23 protein-coding genes are annotated in these 21,391 nt (G+C 58.9%); 11 read left to right on the plus strand and 12 right to left on the minus strand.

What is annotated here, in order from left to right; all coding sequences use genetic code 11:
- Nucleotides 1–6: 6 nt before the first annotated feature.
- Nucleotides 7–912, minus strand: a complete 906-nt coding sequence (ltnD, locus tag AC07VR_RS22675; RefSeq protein WP_495012603.1) for an L-threonate dehydrogenase — start codon at nucleotides 910–912, stop codon at nucleotides 7–9.
- Nucleotides 913–1,237: 325 nt separating this feature from the next.
- Here ltnD and AC07VR_RS22680 point away from each other — a divergent pair, with 325 nt between their 5' ends.
- Together AC07VR_RS22680 and AC07VR_RS22685 are read left to right on the plus strand one after the other, a co-directional pair.
- On the plus strand, nucleotides 1,238–1,453 hold the full coding sequence (locus tag AC07VR_RS22680; protein ID WP_495012619.1) for a transposase: 216 nt from the start codon (nucleotides 1,238–1,240) through the stop codon (nucleotides 1,451–1,453).
- 115 nt (nucleotides 1,454–1,568) lie between these two features.
- Complete coding sequence (locus tag AC07VR_RS22685) at nucleotides 1,569–2,681, plus strand: CapA family protein (protein ID WP_495012604.1); 1,113 nt, start codon at nucleotides 1,569–1,571, stop codon at nucleotides 2,679–2,681.
- A gap of 128 nt (nucleotides 2,682–2,809) precedes the next feature.
- Here AC07VR_RS22685 and AC07VR_RS22690 read toward each other — a convergent pair whose 3' ends face one another.
- A complete protein-coding gene (locus AC07VR_RS22690; protein ID WP_494992277.1) occupies nucleotides 2,810–3,277 on the minus strand; it encodes a cupin domain-containing protein in 468 nt (155 codons plus the stop codon).
- A gap of 198 nt (nucleotides 3,278–3,475) precedes the next feature.
- On the opposite strand from AC07VR_RS22690, the gene dusA reads away from it, so the two are divergent.
- Complete coding sequence (dusA, locus tag AC07VR_RS22695; protein WP_494992278.1) at nucleotides 3,476–4,477, plus strand: tRNA dihydrouridine(20/20a) synthase DusA; 1,002 nt, start codon at nucleotides 3,476–3,478, stop codon at nucleotides 4,475–4,477.
- Between the two features lie 178 nt (nucleotides 4,478–4,655).
- On the plus strand, nucleotides 4,656–5,582 hold the full coding sequence (gene tal / locus AC07VR_RS22700) for a transaldolase (RefSeq protein ID WP_495012605.1): 927 nt from the start codon (nucleotides 4,656–4,658) through the stop codon (nucleotides 5,580–5,582).
- 241 nt (nucleotides 5,583–5,823) lie between these two features.
- On the opposite strand, the gene rssC is transcribed toward tal, so the two are convergent.
- A complete protein-coding gene (rssC, locus tag AC07VR_RS22705; RefSeq protein ID WP_016968051.1) occupies nucleotides 5,824–6,306 on the minus strand; it encodes an anti-sigma factor antagonist RssC in 483 nt (160 codons plus the stop codon).
- On the minus strand, nucleotides 6,306–7,487 hold the full coding sequence (gene rssB / locus AC07VR_RS22710; RefSeq protein WP_495012606.1) for a two-component system response regulator RssB: 1,182 nt from the start codon (nucleotides 7,485–7,487) through the stop codon (nucleotides 6,306–6,308). The genes rssC and rssB overlap by 1 nt, the downstream gene beginning before the upstream one ends.
- Nucleotides 7,488–7,763: 276 nt before the next feature.
- Between rssB and AC07VR_RS22715 the strand changes: the two genes are divergently transcribed.
- Nucleotides 7,764–8,063, plus strand: a complete 300-nt coding sequence (locus tag AC07VR_RS22715) for a PilZ domain-containing protein (RefSeq protein ID WP_494992281.1) — start codon at nucleotides 7,764–7,766, stop codon at nucleotides 8,061–8,063.
- A gap of 60 nt (nucleotides 8,064–8,123) precedes the next feature.
- Here AC07VR_RS22715 and AC07VR_RS22720 read toward each other — a convergent pair whose 3' ends face one another.
- Nucleotides 8,124–8,810 carry an MlaA family lipoprotein gene (locus tag AC07VR_RS22720; protein ID WP_494992282.1) on the minus strand — a complete coding sequence of 229 codons (687 nt, stop codon included), beginning with the start codon at nucleotides 8,808–8,810 and terminating at the stop codon, nucleotides 8,124–8,126.
- Between the two features lie 205 nt (nucleotides 8,811–9,015).
- Here AC07VR_RS22720 and pcrP point away from each other — a divergent pair, with 205 nt between their 5' ends.
- Nucleotides 9,016–9,642, plus strand: a complete 627-nt coding sequence (pcrP, locus tag AC07VR_RS22725; RefSeq protein WP_494992283.1) for an HAD superfamily inactivated hydrolase PcrP — start codon at nucleotides 9,016–9,018, stop codon at nucleotides 9,640–9,642.
- A gap of 122 nt (nucleotides 9,643–9,764) precedes the next feature.
- Nucleotides 9,765–10,028, plus strand: coding sequence for a DUF4404 family protein (locus AC07VR_RS22730; protein WP_489075281.1), 264 nt, complete (start codon nucleotides 9,765–9,767; stop codon nucleotides 10,026–10,028).
- A gap of 98 nt (nucleotides 10,029–10,126) precedes the next feature.
- Here the strand turns inward: AC07VR_RS22730 and queF are convergent, their stop codons facing one another.
- Both queF and copI read right to left on the minus strand, forming a co-directional pair.
- Nucleotides 10,127–10,957 (minus strand): NADPH-dependent 7-cyano-7-deazaguanine reductase QueF, encoded by an 831-nt coding sequence (queF, locus tag AC07VR_RS22735; protein WP_495012607.1) that lies wholly within the window; start codon nucleotides 10,955–10,957, stop codon nucleotides 10,127–10,129.
- 69 nt (nucleotides 10,958–11,026) lie between these two features.
- Nucleotides 11,027–11,608 carry a copper-resistant cuproprotein CopI gene (gene copI, locus AC07VR_RS22740; RefSeq protein WP_495012608.1) on the minus strand — a complete coding sequence of 194 codons (582 nt, stop codon included), beginning with the start codon at nucleotides 11,606–11,608 and terminating at the stop codon, nucleotides 11,027–11,029.
- 154 nt (nucleotides 11,609–11,762) lie between these two features.
- Between copI and AC07VR_RS22745 the strand changes: the two genes are divergently transcribed.
- Nucleotides 11,763–12,443 (plus strand): heavy metal response regulator transcription factor, encoded by a 681-nt coding sequence (locus AC07VR_RS22745; protein ID WP_494992286.1) that lies wholly within the window; start codon nucleotides 11,763–11,765, stop codon nucleotides 12,441–12,443.
- Nucleotides 12,443–13,801 carry a heavy metal sensor histidine kinase gene (locus AC07VR_RS22750; protein ID WP_494992287.1) on the plus strand — a complete coding sequence of 453 codons (1,359 nt, stop codon included), beginning with the start codon at nucleotides 12,443–12,445 and terminating at the stop codon, nucleotides 13,799–13,801. Before AC07VR_RS22745 ends, AC07VR_RS22750 begins: the two co-directional genes overlap by 1 nt.
- Before the next feature lie 84 nt (nucleotides 13,802–13,885).
- Here the strand turns inward: AC07VR_RS22750 and AC07VR_RS22755 are convergent, their stop codons facing one another.
- The 3 genes from AC07VR_RS22755 to AC07VR_RS22765 all read right to left on the minus strand — a co-directional run bounded on the left by AC07VR_RS22755 (nucleotide 13,886) and on the right by AC07VR_RS22765 (nucleotide 17,138).
- Nucleotides 13,886–15,130: a lipoprotein-releasing ABC transporter permease subunit gene (locus AC07VR_RS22755; RefSeq protein ID WP_494992288.1), complete on the minus strand. Its 1,245-nt coding sequence runs from the start codon at nucleotides 15,128–15,130 to the stop codon at nucleotides 13,886–13,888.
- 66 nt (nucleotides 15,131–15,196) lie between these two features.
- Entirely contained in the window at nucleotides 15,197–15,880 is a 684-nt protein-coding gene (gene lolD / locus AC07VR_RS22760; RefSeq protein ID WP_494992289.1) for a lipoprotein-releasing ABC transporter ATP-binding protein LolD, read from the minus strand.
- 7 nt (nucleotides 15,881–15,887) lie between these two features.
- The gene (locus AC07VR_RS22765) at nucleotides 15,888–17,138 is read right to left on the minus strand and encodes a lipoprotein-releasing ABC transporter permease subunit (protein WP_495012609.1); all 1,251 of its coding nucleotides are present in this window, start codon (nucleotides 17,136–17,138) and stop codon (nucleotides 15,888–15,890) included.
- Nucleotides 17,139–17,232: 94 nt separating this feature from the next.
- On the opposite strand from AC07VR_RS22765, the gene AC07VR_RS22770 reads away from it, so the two are divergent.
- Nucleotides 17,233–17,820, plus strand: a complete 588-nt coding sequence (locus AC07VR_RS22770; RefSeq protein WP_494992291.1) for a PilZ domain-containing protein — start codon at nucleotides 17,233–17,235, stop codon at nucleotides 17,818–17,820.
- Nucleotides 17,821–17,829: 9 nt separating this feature from the next.
- Entirely contained in the window at nucleotides 17,830–18,552 is a 723-nt protein-coding gene (locus AC07VR_RS22775) for a glycerophosphodiester phosphodiesterase (protein WP_494992292.1), read from the plus strand.
- Nucleotides 18,553–18,594: 42 nt separating this feature from the next.
- Here AC07VR_RS22775 and sthA read toward each other — a convergent pair whose 3' ends face one another.
- Nucleotides 18,595–19,989 (minus strand): Si-specific NAD(P)(+) transhydrogenase, encoded by a 1,395-nt coding sequence (gene sthA, locus AC07VR_RS22780; RefSeq protein WP_494992293.1) that lies wholly within the window; start codon nucleotides 19,987–19,989, stop codon nucleotides 18,595–18,597.
- A 210-nt stretch (nucleotides 19,990–20,199) separates the two neighbouring features.
- Nucleotides 20,200–21,207, minus strand: coding sequence for an FAD:protein FMN transferase (locus tag AC07VR_RS22785; protein WP_495012620.1), 1,008 nt, complete (start codon nucleotides 21,205–21,207; stop codon nucleotides 20,200–20,202).
- Between the last annotated feature and the right edge of the window lie 184 nt (nucleotides 21,208–21,391).

The following is a 21,391-nucleotide window of genomic DNA, read 5'->3' on the forward strand; positions in this document are numbered from 1 at the left end:
CGCTCCTCAAACAGACTCAGGCTTGGCAGTTGGCAACTCGATGCCCGGGAAAATCTTGATCACCGCCGAGTCGTCCTCGCGGCCGAAGCCGGCGCTGGAAGCCTGCATGAACATCTGGTGGGCGGTGGCCGACAGTGGCAGCGGGAATTTGCTGGCTCGTGCGGTATCCAGCACCAGGCCCAGGTCCTTGACGAAAATATCCACCGCGGACAACGGCGTGTAGTCGGCCTTGAGAATGTGCGGCACGCGGTTTTCAAACATCCAGGAATTACCGGCGCTATGAGTGATAACCTCATACAGCGCATCGGCATCGACCCCTTCGCGCAGGCCCAGCGCCATGGCTTCGGCGGATGCAGCGATGTGCACCCCGGCAAGCAGCTGGTTGATGATCTTGACCTTCGAACCCAGGCCATGGACGTCACCCAGGCGATAGACCTTGCCGGCCATGCCCGCAAGGATCGCTTCGGCTTTGGCGTAGGCATCGGCCGGGCCCGAAGTCATCATGGTCATCTCGCCAGCGGCAGCCTTGGCCGCGCCACCGGAGATCGGCGCATCCAGATACAGCAGGCCTTGCTCGGCCAGACGCTGCCCCAGGTCTACGGCGTAGGTCGGGGCCACGGTGGCGCAGCCGATCACCAGGCTGCCCGGACGCAAAGCCGCCACGGCACCACCCTCGCCAAACAATACGGTTTCAGTCTGCTCGGCATTCACCACAACAGTAATGATCACGTCACACTCGCCAGCCATCTGCGCGGGCGAAGAGCAAGCCACGCCGCCCTCGCTGGCAAACTGCTCCGTCACCGCCGCGCGCACATCACAGGCATGCACATTGAAACCGCTGCGCAACAGTGAACGGGCAATGCCCAGGCCCATCGCGCCCAGACCGACAACACCGACATTCTTGTTATTCATGGGGTACTCCAGAGGAAAGCAGCGGCCGATTCCATGCAAGCAAGGTGCAGAAGGCGGACCGCGTTGTAGAAATGAGCGCGGGCATGACAAACGGATCACCCGGTTGAGCGGCGCTATCGCTCGGCACCTGAGTCGGGATCTTGTCAAACATCGAGACAATCCTGCTTTTGTCTTGTTATCAGGCGGTCATACCGGCTGGAGAGATAATCCACCAATGATCACATTATGTGAAGTATTTTTTTAGAATAACATTTTTTAACATCCAACTCCCAGGCCCGCCTCCGCGCCTGACAAGACCGCACAAAAAGGACGCATAATTGAGGTTATCCAGTGCAGGGGCGCGGTAGCGGTCATCCCCTCGAAAAGAAATCGCCTGAAACCTCGCCGGCTGGATCGGCATCTCTACAAAGCGCGCAACCTGGTGGAGCGCTTTTTCCAGAAGCTGAAGCAATTTCGCCGGATCGCAACAAGGTATGAACGACTGGCAAGAAACTATCAGTCGATGCCGAGCCTGGTGTCAGCCGTCATCTGGCTGGCCTGATTGAGAACACCACCTGGCTATTGTCGAGGCGTGATGATGGTTGTGATGGGGCCGCAGGTGAGCTGATCGGGGCCTGTCCCCGGTTTACGTTATTCGGGATATCCGGGAGGGTGCCATGGCAGCTGTTACCGATACGCTGAAGCTGTTTCTCGCCGGCGACATCATGACCGCCCGCGGCATCGACTCAGTACTGCCGCATCCTGGCGATCCGCGGCTTTACGAAGCTTACGTCAAGAATGCCGGCGATTACGTCCGGCTGGCAGAAAGACTCAATGGCTCGATTCCCCGCCCAGTCGATTTCACCTATGTCTGGGGCGCTGCGCTGGATGAGTTCGAACTTCGCCAGCCAGACGCACGCATCATCAATCTGGAAACTGCGGTGTCCCGCCGCGGACGACCGGAACCAAAGGGCATCAATTACCGCATGAGCCCGGAGAACTTCCCGGTCATCAGCGCAGCCGGCATCGACTGCTGCGTGCTGGCCAACAACCATGTGCTGGACTGGGGGGCAGCCGGCCTGGCCGATACGCTGGATACCCTATCGAGCAACGGTATGTGCAGCGCCGGCGCCGGGCACAACCGGCAATCTGCCGAAGCGCCCGCCGTGCTGCCGCAGCCAGGTGGGCGGCGCTTGCTGGTGTTTGGCCTCGGCGCACCCGACAGCGGTATTGCGCCGGACTGGGCCGCCACGGATAGGCGCGCGGGCGTCGCGCGGCTGGAGGATCTGTCGATGCAAAGCCTGCGCCCTGTCGCCAAACGGATTCTCGAGGGCAAAAATCCGCGGGACCTGGTGGTCGCCTCCATTCACTGGGGCGGCAACTGGGGGTTCGAGATCCCGCGCGAGCAGGTCCGGTTCGCCCATGCCTTGATCGACGAGGCCGGAGTTGACCTGGTGCACGGGCACTCCTCGCACCACATCAAGGGCATCGAGGTGTACCGCGAACGCCTGATTCTCTATGGCTGCGGTGATCTCCTGAACGATTACGAAGGCATCGAGGACCACGCAGCCTTTCGCGGTGACCTGGGGCTTCTATATTTTACCTCGCTGGACCCGGGCGGGCACCTGCAGTCGCTGGACCTGATACCCATGCGCCTGCGTCGCTTTCGTCTCTGTCGCGCCGAAGGGGATGACCGTCAATGGCTGCACGACACCCTTTCTCGCGAGTGCGCACGCTTGGGCAGCAGCATCCAGCCAGGCGCGAAAAATGCCTTCGAGTTGCGTTGGTAGGAGCGTCTGGATACGACTAAAGGTCGCGGCAGGAATGGCAGTCACCTGCCACCCGCCGCAGTGCGGAGGTCTTTTTTTTTACCCCTAACAACCCCCCCACTAGACTGGGCAACCGGTCAGAGTGAACGCTATTTTTTTCTTGGATCGTCTGCAGGGTTGACGTAGTCAATCCCGATTGGGCCGGGGCCCTGCACCTGAAGGATTACCTCTGTGCCTTTGCTTGCCCCAAAGTGCCTCACGTGACCCTCGCCAAAAATGCTTCCGGCCGGAAATTCATGCAATTTTGTCGCATCGAACTTATCCCCATCGCCGTGATACCACGTACCCGAGATCACCGTGACTGTGCGCTCGTCGGGATGAGTATGGGCGGGAATAATATAGTTCGGCGGGAGTTTTACTCGCACGATATAGGGGCCAACGTTGGGGTTGCCCTGGAGGACGGCGGTTTGTGCCCCCTTTGGTAAAGCAGGGTTATCGGCCCATTTGATGTCATTTGGGGTAACCATGATGTAATCGCCAGGCTCAGCCCAACCCATTGAAGACCCGAGGCACCCCATCGCGAGGACAACAGATAACGCTGCGAGCTTGTTGTTCATCGTATTCTCCTCAGAGCGGTTTGAACGAGGTCGGGGATATTGAGCACGCAGGCATTGGTCAACCAAGACTGCCTTCCTGACAGTTCATAATAGTCTAGAGCTGAAGACTCACCGAGACACCTGACTCAGCTCACCCCTTTCAGCCATCCCACTCCATTCCTGATAAACTGCTGCCTCGCCCCACCCATCCAGATACCCATGCCCTTACACACCACGCCAGCCACACCCCAGTCCCTCTCCCGCCGCTTCAGCGTTGCGCCGATGATGGACTGGACCGATCGCCATTGCAGATTTTTCCTACGCCTGCTCTCCAGGCATGCCCTGCTCTACACCGAGATGGTCACCACCGGCGCGCTCCTCAATGGCGACCATGACCGTTTTCTGCGTCACAACGAAGCCGAACATCCGCTCGCCCTGCAACTGGGCGGCAGCGTCCCGGCGGATTTGGCGGCGTGCGCTCGCATGGCTCAGGAACACGGTTACGACGAGGTCAATCTCAACGTGGGCTGCCCAAGCGACCGGGTGCAGAACAATATGATCGGCGCGTGTTTGATGGCCCATCCTGCTTTGGTGGCGGATTGTGTGAAGGCGATGCGCGATGCGGTGTCGATTCCGGTGACGGTGAAGCATCGGATCGGGATTAATGGTCGCGACAGTTATGCCCAGTTGTGTGATTTCGTCGGTCAGGTGCGGGATGCCGGTTGTACGAGTTTTACCGTGCATGCGCGGATTGCGATTCTGGAGGGGTTGTCGCCGAAGGAGAACCGCGATATTCCGCCTTTGCGGTATGACGTGGCGGCACAGTTGAAAGCGGATTTCCCGGAGCTGGAGATTATTCTCAACGGCGGGATCAAGACCCTTGCGCAGTGTCACGAGCATTTGCAGCGGTTCGACGGGGTGATGCTGGGGCGCGAGGCGTATCACAACCCTTATGTGATGGCTGAGGTGGATCAGCAGTTGTTCGGCAGTACGGCACCGGTGATTTCCCGGGCTGAGGCTTTGGCGCGTTTGCGTCCTTATATTGCTGAGCATCTGGCGGCTGGCGGGGCGATGCACCATATCACTCGGCACGTGCTGGGGCTGGGCACGGGCTTTCCGGGAGCCCGGCGTTTTCGGCAGTTGCTGTCGGTAGATATCCATAAGGCCAAGGAGCCTTTGGCGTTGCTGGATCAGGCTGCGCAGCTGCTCGAAGGTCGGTAGATCTCAGGCATGTTGAACCTGCCGGCTGATTTGGCATCGAAATTATCTGAATGATGCCCCGCTATTCAAACATCTGTTTTCAGGTTGTTGCGGTCGGGGCCGTCGTTAAGCATAACTGCCCTTGAGTGGCTGTCAGCGCTCGGGTAATGTCAACAGACTCACAGGACAGAGCACGCCAATGACTTCCAAGCTGGATCAACTCAAGCAGTTCACCACCGTTGTTGCCGATACTGGCGATTTTGAAGCTATCGCTCGCGTCAAACCGGTGGACGCTACCACCAACCCTTCGCTGCTGCTCAAAGCCGCGGCCATTCCAGGTTATGCCCAGTTGCTGAACGACTGCGTCAGCGACTGCAAGGGCGATGTCGGTCTGGCCAGTGATCGCTTTGGCGTGGCGGTTGGGCAAGAGATTCTGAAAGTGATTCCAGGGCGTATTTCCACTGAAGTGGATGCGCGCCTGTCGTTCGATACCGACGCTGTGTTGAAACGCGCGCACCGTCTGATCGATTTGTATGAAAAGGCTGGCATTGGCCGCGATCGCGTACTGATCAAGATCGCTTCTACCTGGGAAGGCATCCGCGCCGCCGAAAAGCTGGAACGCGAAGGCATTCAGTGCAACCTGACCCTGCTGTTCTCCTTCGCTCAGGCCGTTGCCTGTGCCGAGGCCGGGGTGTTCCTGATTTCGCCGTTCGTAGGCCGCATCTACGACTGGTACAAGAAGGCCAACGGCAACGACTACACCGGCGCCGATGATCCGGGCGTGCAGTCGGTCACCCGCATCTACAACTACTACAAAGCCAATGACTACAAGACGGTGGTCATGGGCGCCAGCTTCCGTAACCTGAACCAGATCGAGCAATTGGCCGGCTGTGATCGCCTGACCATCAGCCCTGACCTGATCGAGAAACTGGCCGCCGATAACGGCAAGCTGGAACGCAAACTGGCGCCGAGCCATGCTGGCGAAGCGCGTCAGAGCCTGACCGAAGCGCAGTTCCGCTGGGCTTCCAACGAAGACGCCATGGCCACCGAAAAACTGGCTGAAGGCATTCGTCAGTTCGCTCGCGACCAGGAAAAGCTCGAAGCGCTGCTGCAAGCCAAGCTTTGATCTGATTCAGCGTGATGCAAAAAGGGCGAACCCTGGTGGGTTCGCCCTTTTTTATGCGGTTTGGCGGCGAAGACTGCTGGCTTCGCGCTGAGGGATTTGTCGAGTGTTATGCCGCTATCGCGGGCAAGCCCGCTCCCACAGGGGATCGGTGTCGGATCGCGCTGGTGTGATCGACGCAGGACTCGTGTGGGAGCGGGCTTGCTTGCGACGGGGCCGGACCAGCGCTCACCGCTTCAGGGGATCAGTGACGCTCCAGGGCGTTCACCAAGTCGTGGAAAGCTTCGCGATTGGAGTCGTTCAGGCCCATGAGGATCTTGTGCGCTTCGAGCACTTTGATCCGCACCACTTCTTCCGACTGATCCTGGGATGGCAGGTCGGTCAGGCATTCCGGGCACGGAATCGGGCGATCAACGATGTTGAACACCTGATCGAAGCCCATCGACTGCAAGAGCCGGGTGATGTCTTCGTGGGTGGTAACGACAGTCGGCAAAAGGCCGACCTTTTGCCGCGAAAGGATCGACAGTTTGGCCAGCAGGCCAAGTGTCGTGCTGTCGATGCTGCGGGTTTCGGTCAGATCGATCACGATCGCTGAAAAATTCAGCGCGGTGAAGATCCTCTCAATAGTCGCATCCAACGCCGAACAAAGGGTCAGGCGAACTTCACCGATGAACTTCAGGACGAAGGTGCCGTCCTGCTCGGCGAACTGGATTCTACCGGTACTCATTAAAGATTCCTGCTCAACACCAACAGGGCGATATCATCCGGCATCTCCCCTAGCGTGGCCAATCCAAAAACCTGCCGCAGACCATCCAGGCTGCCGCCCGCCGTTCTCACCCTTTCAGGTAAGGCGGCCTCTTTCTCTTTGAGTGTCTGCTCGGGCAAAAGGTCCAAAATACCATCGGACATCAACGTCAGGCTGAATGTCGGCGGCAATTCCAGTACGCGATCTTCGTAGGTGGCTTCATTGAACAAGCCCACCGGCAGACCACGCCCTTCCAGATAGCAAACACTGTTTGGGGTGTACAACACAGGCAATGGCAGGTGACCGCCAATGCTATAGGTCAACAAACCCGTCTCCTCGTCGATGACGCCACCGACCATCGTGACATGTTTGCCCAGCTTACAGCTGATCAGGCCTCGATTGATATGACCAAGGACTTCCGAAGGCTTGAACTCCGGCAGGGTGCCGTTGCGCTTGGACTCGAACAACAACCGCGTGGTCATGAATTTCAACAGCACCGTCACGAATGCTGAAGACGCGCCATGACCGGAAACGTCTGCCAGATAAAACGCTACCCGACGCTCGTCGACCCGAAAGTAGTCGACGAAATCACCGGATAGGTACAAGGACGGAATGATCTGGTGCGCAAACTGAAACTCGTCGATCGACCAAGGGCTGACCGGCAGCATGTTCATCTGCACCTGGCGCCCGGCGTTCTGGTCTTCCTGCAGCAGATTCAGGCTGGCTTCGAGCTCGCGATTGGCGGCTTCCAGCTTTTCGCGGTAGCGCTGGTTTTCCAGCAACAGACGCGCGCGATCCAGTGCCCGGCGCACTGAGTGCTCGAGCACTGCCAGATCTTCCAGGGGCTTGATCAGGTAATCCGCCGCCCCGAGACGCAAGGCCTCGACAGCATCGTTCATGACGCCGGCGCCCGAGACAACGATCACCGGTGTTTGGGGAGCACGGTCAGTCACCTGACGAATCAACTCGAGTCCGCCCATCTGCGGCATACGCAGATCGCAGATCACCAAGTCGGGCTTTGCTTGCTCGAATACCTTAAGACCCTGCATGCCATTACTGGCTTGAAGGACGCTGAATCCACTGTCTTCCAAATAGGCCGCGAGGCTCGCGCGTACTACTTCGTCGTCATCGATTATCAGCAGCGTGGCACTGGTTTTTTGCATGTGGGCAAACGGCGCCAGAATTAGGTTGGCGTAGGTGGCGAGGCATTGGCCGGGCTCACACTACTGGATTCGCTTTCTAGCCTCTCCGGGTCGCAGACTTTTGAGCTGTTGCCCTACTCGCGCGTTAATCAGAGGTGCCCTTCTAAGGCGCAGACGGTACTCCCATCCGCGGGGCGTTTCAAGCTCATGCGGATGGTCGCTTGACGTCTTTACACCGCAAATCACCGGGAGTTATAAGAACAAGCAAATCCGTAACAGAATCGAAGGACAGAGCCCATGAGTCAAAATGACCGTGACTACAGCGAAAAACGTGACTACATCCGCATGCGGGTGGATGCCGAGGTCACCCTGATCCACGCTGGCCAGGTGATTCCAGCGGTCTGCGTGGACCTTTCCAGCAGCGGTATGCAAGTCCAGGCTCCACGCTCATTCAAGGTGGGCGACAGGCTGAAGGTACGGATTGACTCTGAACATGCCGCCCTCAAAGGTCTGGAAGCCGACACAGAGGTCGTCTGGATTAAAGAACAGGACGGCGGCAGTCAGAAACTTGGTTTTACGATCCTGGAGATGAGTTAATCCGGGACACAAACACAGAAGGCGGCCACGTGGCCGCCTTCTGTGTTTGCAGAGTCAGGCTTAAAAATCGTCTTCGACCTTGCCATCCTTGACTTTGAACTCGCGGTTCTGCAGGAAGGCATTGCGGATAAACACGTATTTGTCGCCACTGATCAGCTTCTCGGCCGACAGCAGGCTGGCGCGGGTATCGATCACATCCAGGCCGTATGCCATATTGCGCGCCGGAATGTCATTCATATAACGGTAGGGTTTGGTGTAGCTGTCCACGTACTTGGAGGGTGCATCACGCAGAGTACTCGGACCAAAGAACGGCAGCATCACGAATGGACCGCTGCCCACGCCCCAGTGGCCGAGGGTCTGACCGAAGTCCTCATCGTTGCGCTGCAGGCCCATTTTGGTGCCCAGATCGAAGAACCCGGCCACGCCAAGCGTGGTGTTCATCAACAAGCGCGCGGTGTCGACGCCAGCGGCGCGAGGCTTGGCCTGCAAGACGTCGTTGGCCAGGTTGCCAACGTCACCGATGTTGCGGAACATGTTGTGGATGCCGTCTTCGAGGAACTGCGGCGTGATTGCCTCATAGCCCTGCGCCAGGGGTTTAAGGGCATAGGTATCAAGAAAATCGTTGAACCGGAAAATCGGCCGGTTGATGCTTTCCCAAGGGTCTTCTTCCGAGGCCTGAGCCACAAATGGAACCAACATGATACTGGTACACACACAAAGCTGAGCTAGACGATTGCTCCAGCGCATAGCAAAAACTCCTTGGATGGTTCTGTCGCGGGCGCTATGCCCTGGCGGTAATCGGGCTAGTATAAGGTGGAACTGCCTGATTAGGCAGCATCCCTCCAGAGGAGTCTTGCAACAGGACTCGGTTTTGCCTTTTCCCATTCATACGGATGTCACTCAACTGTCATCGGCAACGGCTAGCCTGCGATGCTATTTCAGGGACGTTGATATGCCGCACGCTGAAGCCTTACCCGTAGCTGCTCCAGCCCTGACTGCCGTACTTTTTGGCCTCAGTGGCTGCCTGGTCGATTTCGGCGCCCGGACGCGCCAACACAGCGCCGACCAGCCGCCCCACGAACCCGCCAATGCCACCCCGGGAGCACTGGATATCCTGCACAGCTTGCAACGCCAGGGCGTCCCCTGCGCCTGGCTGGATGAGCTGCCGCCCGGGGTCAGCCACTCCCTCGCGGCATCGCTGCCGGACTGGATCAAACCCACCCACAACACCGAAGCAGCCCGTCAATGGCCGGCCCCTAACGCTTGCTGGCAGGCGTTGATGACGCTGAATGTCAGTCGCCTGGATGGCTGTGTACTGGTCAGCGGTGAACCACGCTTGCTGCAGTCAGGACTCAACGCCGGGCTTTGGACTATCGGCCTGGCATCATGCGGCTCACTGTGCGGGCTGGCACCCAGCGAATGGCAGGCTTTGAGCCAGCAAGAGCGCGAGCGCAAACGCGGCAAGGCAACGCTGCAACTGTTCAGTCTCGGCGTACATTCGGTGATTGATCACCTGGGCGAACTCACCACCTGCCTGGCGGACATCGGCCTGCGGCGACTCAAGGGTGAAAAACCCTGATCGAGCGATCTTGATCGAGATCATGCACGCGGCGATGGAGTGGATTACTCTAAGGTCAGGGTATGGATCTTTAGGCCTGTGCCGCGATCCATACCTGTGCCTATCAATAAAGGGAGAACGCCATGCCTGCCCGCGAATTGCAAGAACAGCTCAATACCCTGCGCGAGCAATTGGAGCAAAACCCACCGCTTTCGGAAGCAGAACGCGCCGATCTGCAATTGCTGATGCAACAGATCGAGCTTGAGCTCGAACTTGAGAAAAAAACTCAGGGCACCAACCTGGCCGATGGCGTAAACCTCGCCGTAGAACGCTTCGAAGTTGATCATCCCGCGATCGCCGGCACCTTGCGCAATATCGTGCTCGCGCTAGGTAACATGGGAATCTAGACACCCCACATACAAAAGCCCCGCTCTTTAAAGCGGGGCTTTTTCATTTTGCGGTAATGAACGCGGTCTAGCGAACACCGCCAACCCACACCAGATCTTTATTGGCGAACCAGTCTGAGGTTGGGCAGCTCCACCGCCTCAGTGCTGCGGTACGGATTGATATCCAGACCGCCACGGCGCACATAACGCGCATAGACCGTGAGTGTCTCCGGTTTCAACAGGCGTTGCAGGTCGAGAAATATCCGCTCCACGCACTGCTCGTGAAAGTCCGCGTGTTGACGGAAACTCACCAGATAAGCCAGCAGGCTCGCGTGATCCAGCGCTGCGCCGCGATAGTGCACGGCAACGCTGCCCCAGTCTGGCTGACCGGTCACCGGGCAATTGGATTTAAGCAGATGGCTGTGCACACTCTCCTCGATCACCTGCGAATCGTCGCAGCGCAGCAGTTCTGGCCGCGGCTGCTCGTAGTCGCGGACGCTGACATCAAGCTCATCAATGCAAACGCCCGGCAACCCGGCCACGCCTTCAGCCTGGACTTCGCTCAGACTGCGAATCCGCACGCCCACCGGCTTGCCGGCCGCAATGGACAAATCTTCCTGCAAGGTTGCTTCAAGGCTTTGGCGATCGGCAAACGGCGTCTGGTTCAGCGAGTTGAGGTACAACTTGAAGGACTTCGACTCGATGATGTTCGGCGAATCTGCCGGAATGCTGAACTCGCCGATCGCCACCACCGGCTTACCGGACGGCAGCAACCAGGACAACTCAAAGCAATTCCAGAAGTCCACGCCCTTATACGGCAGGGTCTCGGCGCTCAAGCCCAGCTCGGCCCATTTCGCCGCGCGCGGGATCGGAAACAGCAAAGACGGGGTGTAGGTAGAAATGTATTCACTGGACTTGCCCAGCGGCGAGTGTTCGGCTGCGGGATGCATGGCGGAAACCTGACTGAATAAACCCGACAAGTCTACCAGCCTTTGCTCCCGCCTTTGAGTGTGAAGCGCTTACTGGGCGACGCTAATCTTGCCGACCATCCCTGCCTGATAGTGACCGGGGATGTTGCAGGCGAACTCCAGATTGCTCGCTTTGCTGAAGGTCCAGGTCAATTCGGCGGTTTTACCCGGCTCTACCAGTACACTGTTCGGGTCGTCGTGCCTCATGCTCGATCCATGATCCATACCAGCCATCGAACCGTGGCCCATCGCTGCGTGATCCATGGAGCCAGACGACACCGGCGCGCTGTTCATTGCGCTCGGAGTCAGCATGCCGCTCTGCTGCATCTGGAGCATTTCCTGCTGGTGCCTGGCATGCATCGCCGCGTCGCCCAGGTTGAACTCGTGCAGCAGCTGCCCCTTGTTGACCAGCACAAAGTGCACTGTCTCACCGGCCTTGATATCCAGTGACTTGGAGCTGAAGGACATATCGTCCATTACCACTTCGACTGTCCGCGTGGCTTTCGCTGCAGGCGCAGGCGCGCCGAAGGCGTAGGTCTGTGCCGGTGGTGAGGCCCAGACGGGGAAGCTCAATACCAGCAGACAACCCGCCAGCACCAGTCGATTTCGCAAAAACCGTTTTCCCAAAAACATAGTCACACTCCCACAAGATGAGGTTCAGCCTGTGGGAAACTCTAAAGCTGCATCGCTGCCAGCCAGCTGACTGCTAGATTACAACTTTGTCAGGTTACGCCGCATTGCCACCGCCCGCGGTATAAAGCTCCCGTCCGTTTGCCATGAGTCGCCCATGAAACTGCTGATCGTCGAAGACCAACTGAAAACCGGGCAGTATCTGCGCCAAGGGCTGAGTGAAGCCGGCTTTAACGCCGAACTGGTGGCCGATGGCACCACCGGTCAGCACCTTGCGCTGACCGGTGATTACGCGCTGCTGATCCTGGATGTGATGCTGCCCGGTCGTGACGGTTGGCAAATTCTACAAGCCGTGCGCAGCGCGGGCCTGGACATGCCGGTGCTGTTTCTGACCGCCCGCGACGCTGTGGAAGACCGCGTGCATGGCCTCGAACTCGGCGCCGACGACTACCTGGTCAAACCCTTCGCCTTCTCCGAACTCCTCGCCCGTGTACGAAGCCTGTTGCGCCGAGGCAGTGCCACGCCTCAAGAAACCAGCCTGCAACTGGCCGACTTGCGCCTGGACTTGATCCGTCGCCGGGTCGAACGCAGCGGCCAGCGCATCGACCTCACCGCCAAGGAGTTCGCCCTGCTGGAGATGCTGTTGCGGCGCCAGGGCGAAGTGCTGCCCAAATCGCTGATCGCCTCGCAAGTGTGGGACATGAATTTCGACAGCGACACCAATGTGATTGAAGTGGCGATTCGCCGCTTGCGCCTGAAGATCGACGATGACTACACGAACAAATTGATTCATACCGTGCGCGGCATGGGCTACGTCCTCGAAGAGCGTCCTGTCTGATGCGCTGTCTTTCCCTGAGCAGCCGCCTGGCCTTGCTGTTTGCCGCCTGCACCGCAGTGGTTTCGTTACTGGCTGGCGTGCTCTTCAGTCGCGCCAGCGAAGGACACTTCATCGAACTCGATCAGCAATTGCTCGATGGCAAATTGATCGCATTGCGCAGTGCTTTGCAAGGTGCCGATGACCCGGCCCGTTTCGCTGATCGCCAAGCCTCGTTGCAGGATGAACTCAATCATCAACCAGACCTGGCGCTGCGCGTCAGTACTGCAAATGGCAGCGTCTGGTTCGATAGCTCAACCACCCTGCCCTCCGGCTTGCCAACCGAGCCCGGTTTGCACAGCCTGCAAAGCGCTGGCACTGCCTACCGGGTCTACAACGCGGCGCTGGAGCCGGGCAAGCCGGGCTCCCCACAGCTGACGCTGATGCTCGACATCACCCACCATCAACACTTCCTGCAACGCATGCAGCATTTGATCTGGTTGACCGTTGGCCTGTCGGCGCTCGCCACGGCGTTATTGGGTGCCTGGGCCGCACGCAGCGGTTTGCGCCCGCTACGACGCATGAGTGAAGTCGCCGCCAGTGTTTCCGCCAGTTCGCTGACCAAGCGCCTGCCCCACGATCAGATGCCAGCCGAACTCGCCGAACTGGCCCACACGTTTAACGCCATGCTCGGGCGCCTGGACGATTCGTTCCAGCGACTTTCGGCGTTTTCCGCCGACATCGCCCATGAACTGCGCACACCGCTGTCGAATTTGCTCACCCATACTCAGGTCACCCTCACCCGACCACGGCCGCTGGAGGACTATCGCGAGGCGTTGCACAGCAATCTGGAAGAGCTGCAATGGATGGCGCAATTGGTCAACGACATGCTGTATCTGGCCAAAGCCGATCATGGCTTGCTGATCCCGAAACGCGAGCCCCTGGAACTGGGGGATGAGGCGGACCTGTTGCTGGAGTTCTTCGCGCCGCTTGCAGAAGAAACGCAAATCAGTCTGACCCGCGAAGGCAACGCACGCTTTACCGGGGACCGCAGCATGCTGCGCCGCGCCCTCTCCAACTTGCTGGACAATGCGCTACGTTTTACCCCGGCGAACGGAGAGGTGCGGGTACGAGTTGTTGATCGACCCAAGGGCTTGAGCCTGAGCATCGAGAACAGCGGAAGCGCAATTGACCAGGCGTTATTGCCGCGTTTGTTCGATCGCTTTTACCGGGCCGATCCGGCTCGCCGTGAGGGCAGCAGCGAACATGCGGGATTGGGATTGGCGATCACTCAGTCGATCATCCGCGCCCATGGCGGGCAGATTCATTGCGAGTCGGATAAGGGATGGACCCGGTTTGTGATTGAGTTGCCGAGAATCTGATCGTTCCTACGCTCTGCGTCCGCTTGTGACGCAGAGCGTCACGGGCTGCATGCCCACGCAGAGCGTGGGAACGATCAGATGCCCTTACGAATATCTCAACGCGTCCGCCGGCTGGATCTTCGACGCGCGCCAGGCGGGATACACCGTGGCCAGAAAGCTCAGGGCAAAACCGGCTGTGCAGATCAGCGCCACATCCACGCCTTGCAGTTCGGACGGCAGATTGCTGACGAAGTACACATCGGAACTAAAGATATGCTGGCCACTGACCCGCTCCAGCCAACCCACTAGCTCGCTCACATTCAACGCCGCGATCACCCCAAGAACGCCGCCGATCAAGGTGCCGACAATCCCGATCACGGTCCCCTGAACCATGAAGATCGCCATGATCTGCCGTGGCGTAGCGCCGATGGTGCGAAGGATCGCGATGTCCGCGCCCTTGTCGTTCACCACCATGATCAAGGTGGCGATGATGTTGAATGCAGCCACGGCGACGATCATCAGCAACAGCAGGCCGATCATGGTCTTTTCCATCTTCATTGCGCTGAACAGGCTGCCCTGGGTGTGGGTCCAGTCATCGGCCTTGTAGCTATCGCCCAGGCCGGTGGCGATGTCCGTCGACACTTGTGGCGCGGCATACAGATCCTTCACCGCCAGACGAACGCTTTGTACCTGATTGGGCTCCCAGTGCTGCATTTGCGCGGCGTCGGCGACGTGAATCAGCGCCATGGAGCCATCCAGCTCCGCGCCGACCTTGAACACGCCGACCACATTCAGCCGCTGCATGCGCGGTGTGATGCCACCCGGCGCGGTGCTGACTTCCGGCACGATCAGGGTGATCTTGTCGCCGACGTTCAAGCGGAAACGGCGCGCAGTGATTTCACCGACCACCACCCCGAACTCACCGGGCTTCAGGTCGTCCAGACGACCCTGCACGATGTGCTGGGCAACGATGGACACCTTGCCTTCCTGAGCCGGATCGACGCCGCTGATCTGGATCGGTTGCATCGAGCCCTTGTAGGACAGCATGCCTTCCATCTCAGTGAACGGCACCGCAGCCGTCACTTCGGGATTCTTCATGGCGGCAGCCGCCACCGGCTGCCAATCATTGATCGGATTGACGCCGACGATGGTCGCGTGGGGCACCATACCGAGGATGCGCGAGCTCATTTCGCGCTGAAAGCCGTTCATCACCGACAGCACCACGATCATCGCCAACACACCCAGGGCGAGGCCGATCATCGAGGTCATCGAGATGAAGGAAACAAAGCGATTGCGGCGCTTGGCGCGGGTATAGCGCGTGCCGATAAAGATCGATAACGGTCTGAACATTCGCTGGGGCACCGTATAAAAATAAAAGACCCGACGCGCTTTTCAGGCGTGCCGGGTTTCGGCCAATCAGATGGGCGTCAGGCGACCTTCCTGCAGGTGCAGGACGCGATCCATCTGGCGGGCCAGGTTCATGTCGTGGGTCACCACCAGGAACGCGGTGCGCATCGAGGTGCTGAGTTCCAGCATCAAATCCTGAATGCCCTGGGCGGTGTGGGAGTCGAGGTTGCCGGTCGGCTCATCGAGCATCACCAGCCCCGGCTTGTTCACCAGAGCACGGGCGATGGCCACGCGCTGACGTTCGCCACCGGACAATTCGGCCGGTTTGTGCTCCAGGCGATGGCCCAAACCGACGCGATCCAGCAAGGCCTTGGCCCGCTGACGGGCTTCGGGAATCGCCGTGCGACCGATCAACAGCGGCATGCAGACGTTTTCCAGAGCGGTGAACTCGGGCAGCAAGTGGTGGAACTGGTAAACGAAACCCAGCGAACGGTTGCGCAACAGGCCGCGGGACTTTTCGTTGAGTGCCGACAGCTCTTCACCGGCCAGCCAGACGCTGCCTTTGGTGGGTGTATCGAGGCCGCCAAGCAGGTTGAGCAAGGTACTCTTGCCGGAACCGGAGGTGCCGACAATTGCCACACGCTCACCCGGGTGCAGCTCCAGCTGCAAACCGGACAGCACCACCACCGATTCCGGGCCTTCCTCGTAGGACTTACCCAGATCGCGGCAACTCAAGACTGCTTTAGTACTCATACCCAAATCACTCATAACGTAGCGCCTCCGCAGGCTGGGTGCGCGCAGCACGCCAGGCTGGATACAGGGTGGCGAGGAAACTCAGGACCAACGCCGCGCCGCAGACCATCAACACGTCTTCGGCCATCAGTTGCGACGGCAGGTAGTCGATGAAGTACACGTCAGCATTAAGGAATTTGTGCCCGATCAGGCCTTCGAGGGCGGAAATCGCGGCACTGACATTCAACGCGGCGAACATGCCGACCACGGCACCGATTGCCGTACCAACGACGCCGATCACCGTGCCCTGGACCATGAAGATCGCCATGATCTGTCCCGGTGTGGAGCCGAGGGTGCGCAGAATCGCAATGTCGCCTTTCTTGTCATTCACCACCATCACCAGCGTGGAAATGATGTTGAACGCAGCAACGGCCACGATCAGCAACAACAGCAGGCCGATCATGGCTTTTTCCATGCGGATGGCCTGATACAGGTTGCCGTGGGTGCGGGTCCAGTCACGAGCGAAGTAATGGTTCTCACCGAGCTTCTGGGCGATGTTCCACGCGGTGCGCGGTGCCTGGAACAGGTCGTCGAACTTCAAGCGCAGACCCTGTACCTGATCCGGCTTCCAGCGATGCAGGCGTGCCAGATCGTCAAGATTGGTCAAACCCAGGTAACCGTCCAGCTCACCGGCGCCGACATGGAAAATGCCGACCACCGTGAAGCGCTTCATCCGCGGGAACATCCCGGCCGGGGTCACGGTGACTTCCGGAGCGACGAAGGTCAGCTTGTCGCCAAGGCCCACGCCGAGTTTGGTCGCGGCCTTGTCGCCGATCACAATGCCGAAGCTGCCCGGCGCCAGGTCGTCGAGCTTGCCCTGCGTCATGAAGTTGTCAATGATCGAGACCTTCCGCTCCTGGGCTGGGTCGACGGCATTGAGCAGGACTTTCTGCACCTGACCGTTGTTGGTCAGCAAACCCTGCATCTGGGTGAACGGCGCAACCGCCTGCACCTGCGGGTTTTGCTTGACCTTGGCGGCCAGGCTTTGCCAGTCGCCGATGGGTTCATCGGATTCGATGGTCGCGTGAGGCACCATGCCCAATACACGGGTGCGCATCTCATGATCGAAGCCATTCATCACCGATAACACGACGATCATCACGACTACGCCGAGGGCGAGTCCGATCATCGAGGTCAGGGAAATAAATGACACAAAATGATTGCGGCGTTTTGCACGGGTATAACGCGTGCCGATAAATACGAAGAGAGGTCTGAACATGTCGGGGCTTGTTCGGAGGAAAGAGGAACGTCCTTGTGGCGGGGGTCGGTAACCAGCTTTACACTCAGACCACCGCCGCTACCATGGGTTCGCCATGTCGACATTAGATGAAGAAGATCGCCGCGAATACTACCGTATCAAGGACACGATCGCACTGGAAATTAGGCCCCTGTCTGCCCACGAAGCCGCAGGCCAGGAAGTGTTGCAGGATGAGTCACCGCTGTTCAATCTGCTCAGTGAACTGCATCTGAGCGAATTCGAGTCGCAACACCTGCTCAGACAGATCAGCGAGCGTGATCGAAACACCGCCAGCTACCTGAAAGTCATGAACAAGCGTATCGACCTGCTCGGCCAGGTTGTTGCGCAGACCGTGCTCGGCAAGTTCGAAGAGCCACGGCATGTGGTGCTGTCCGAAGGCGGTATCGAGTTCGAGCATCACCTCGCCTACCCGACCGGCAGCCATCTGGCGATCAAGCTATTGCTGATGCCGCAAGCGCTGGGTCTGCTGTTACGGGCCAAGGTCACTCACTGTGAACCGGAAAGCTTCGGCACTTTCCAGATTGGCACCGAGTTCGAATCCCTCACCGATGCGCAACGCCAATTGCTGGCCCGCTATATCTTGCACAAACAGGCTCAAGAACGACGCCTTGCGCGCGAACAGAACGAACCAGGCAATCATTAAGGAACAACCGTGACCCTTATCTACGGCCACCGCGGCGCCAAAGGCGAAGCACCGGAAAACACCCTGACCAGTTTTCAACAATGCCTCAAGCACGGGGTACGACGCTGCGAGCTGGACCTGCATTTGTCCATGGACGGCGAGTTGATGGTGATTCACGACCCGACGCTCAAGCGCACCACCGACCGGCGCGGCAAGGTGGTCGAACATTCGGCCGCCAACCTGGTGACCTATGACGCACGCAAGGGCGGCCCGGGATGGATCAAACCATGCCCGATTCCGCGTTTGGAAGAGCTGTTCGAAAAATGCGACTTCGAGCATTGGCAACTGGAAGTCAAAAGTGCTTCGCGAACCCGCGCAGCAACCACCGTGCTGGCCATTCGAGAGATGGCTCAGCGCTTCGGGCTGCTGGACAAAGTCACCATCACGTCGAGCTCAAGGGAAGTACTGAAAGCTGCACTGGATCTGACACCGGATGTGTCACGCGGACTGGTAGCCGAATACGCCTGGCTCGACCCACTGAAGGTCGCGCAGAGCTATGGCTGTGAGATTCTGGCGTTGAACTGGACGCTGTGCACGCCCGAGCGCCTGCAGAAAGCCCAGCGCCAGGGTCTGCATGTGTCGGTGTGGACAGTCAACGAACCCGCGCTGATGCGCAGGCTCGCCGACTTCGGCGTAGATAGCCTGATTACAGACTTTCCCGGTTTGGCCAGCGCCACTCTCGAGAATTGCTGAAATCGGTCTCCCCGGCCGGCTCAGGCCACCGGCCGGAGCCGCTTAAAAAAGCCGGTTGAGGCCGTCGTAAGCAGCGACCCGATAGGCTTCGGCCATGGTCGGGTAGTTGAACGTGGTGTTGACGAAGTACTTGAGGCTGTTGGCCTCACCCTTCTGGTTCATGATCGCCTGACCGATGTGGACGATCTCGGAAGCTTGATAGCCGAAGCAGTGCACCCCGAGGATCTCCAGGGTTTCGCGGTGGAAGAGGATCTTGAGCATGCCCTGGGGCTCACCGGCGATCTGCGCGCGCGCCATGCTCTTGAAGAACGCCTTGCCCACTTCGTAAGGCACTTTGGCCTGGGTCAACTCTTGCTCGTTCTTGCCGATCGAGCTGATCTCCGGAATGGTGTAGATACCGGTCGGCACATCGTTGACGAAGCGCCAGCTGCCGTTATCGACAATGCTGCCGGCTGCCGAACGCCCCTGGTCATGGGCGGCACTGGCCAGGCTCGGCCAGCCGATCACGTCGCCAGCACCGTAGATGTTCGCCACACAGGTGCGATAGGTCTGGTCCACTTCGATCTGGCCACGGCTGTTGACCTTGATCCCGATATTTTCCAGGCCCAGCTGATCGGTGTTGCCAGTGCGACCGTTGCACCAGAGCAAGGCGTCGGCCTTGATCTTCTTGCCGGATTTGAGGTGCAGGATCACGCCGTTGTCCACGCCTTCGACCCGATCGTAATCTTCGTTGTGGCGCACAGTGATGTTGTTGTTGCTGAAGTGGTAACTCAGCGCCTGGGAAATCTCGGAATCCAGGAAACTGAGCAGCTGCTCGCGGTTATCCACCAGCTCTACCAGCACACCCAGGCCACTGAAGATCGAGGCGTATTCGCAACCAATTACCCCGGCGCCGTAAACGATAAGTTTGCGCGGCGTGTGACCCAGGCTCAGGATGGTGTCGCTATCGTAGATACGCGGGTGGTGGAAATCGATGTCGGCCGGACGATACGGGCGCGAGCCGGTGGCAATGATGATCTGCTTGGCCACCAGTTTTTCGACCACGCCGTTGGCGCACACCACTTCGACCGTCTGCTCGTCGGCGAAGCTGCCTGTGCCGAAGAACAGGTCAACCCGATTGCGCGCGTAATAGCCGGTGCGCGAAGCAACCTGCTTGGAGATGACCTTTTCCGCACTCTTGAGTACGTCAGGGAAAGAGAACCAACGCGGCTCACCAATGGCCCGGAACATCGGGTTGGTGTTGAACTGCATGATCTGCCGTACCGAGTGACGCAAAGCCTTGGACGGGATGGTCCCCAGGTGGGTGCAGTTGCCGCCGACCTGGCGACGACTATCGACCATCGCCACCTTGCGCCCTGCTTTGGCGGCGTTCATTGCCGCACCTTCTCCAGCAGGGCCGGAACCCAGCACCACCACGTCGTAGTTGTAGACAGCCATGCGTACTCCTCAGAACAGGCCGAGACACCACTCTGGCGTCTCCGGCTAAATCATGCCGCGGCCGGCGGCATGAAGGAACAATTTGGGTCGGTTACGAATCCGGACACAGTCTATAGAAGCGTCAACGCCGCGCACATTAACCCTTGGTCGCGTCGTAGGCTACTTTTGCCTGCACTAAATCGCTATCGCGAATCACGGACACCACCGCCATTACTCGGTTTTACCGGCAACCAGACGATCAAAAGCCTGACTGGTACGCGTGACAAAACCTGTATCGGTACGAATCACAAAAAATGCACCGATATCATTTTTTTCTGCGTATTCCCAACCTCGTTGCGGGCCAAGAATCAGCAGCAGTGTCGATAAGCCATCGGCCATCAACGTCGAAGGATGAATCACCGTCACTGACGCCAGAGCGTGATCGATCGGTGCGCCGGTACGGGCGTCGAAGGTGTGGGAATAACGCCGCCCATCCTGCTCGAAGTAATTACGATAGTCGCCAGAGGTGGAAACACCGTAACCATCCACCGCGATCACTCGCTCAGCCACTTGTTGATCGTCCCGAGGCTCTTCCAGAGCAATCCGCCAGGGCGAGCCGTCGAGCTTTTTACCGACAGCCTTGAGTTCGCCTGTGGCTTCAGCCAGGTAGCTGTCGATGCCCATGGCTGTCAGCTTCGCGGCGATCCGGTCCACGGTATAACCGGCGGCAATGCTGTTGAAGTCGACCTCGACCGGCGCATCCTTGCACAGCTGATCCCCCTCGATTCGCAAATGAGCATGGCCTACCCGCTGCCGGACCCGAGCCAGCGCTTCGGTACTTGGGACTTTCTCCTCGCGGGCTTGCGGACCAAAGCCCCACAGGTTCATCAGCGGCTCCACCGTCAGATCATACGAACCATCGCTTGTAACCGACAGCTGCTCGCCGACACGCACCAACTGCAGGATCGAGGACGGCATTCGCTGACAACTGTTCGCCGGCAAATCGTTGAAGCGCTCGATGTCCGAGTCGCCGCGGTAGGTCGACATCTGCTGATCGACCTCGGCCAGGATCCTCTCGACCTGCGGCTGGACCTCGGCTGGCCCGGGGACGCCCTTGTGGCGCACATATTTGATTGAATAGGTACTGCCCATGGTCGGACCGCCGAAACTTTCCAGCGAGTCGCCATTGCCACAGCCCGACAACGTGCCGAGTACCACAAAAAGACTGACGACCTGCATTCGGCTCTTGCGCAACAAACCTGCACCTCCCGAGAATCGACTCTCCCTGCAAATACACACCTCTCAGGGCTGGGCATTATGCGACAGATACCCACCTGCGCCAGACCATGCTTAGGCTAAACCCGTTTTAATCAACTCATTTAAGTGGCTTTATCGTTTAAGCAGCAAGCTAACTATTTGTTGC

This window comes from Pseudomonas sp. GW821-FHT02H09 (genome assembly GCF_059421425.1).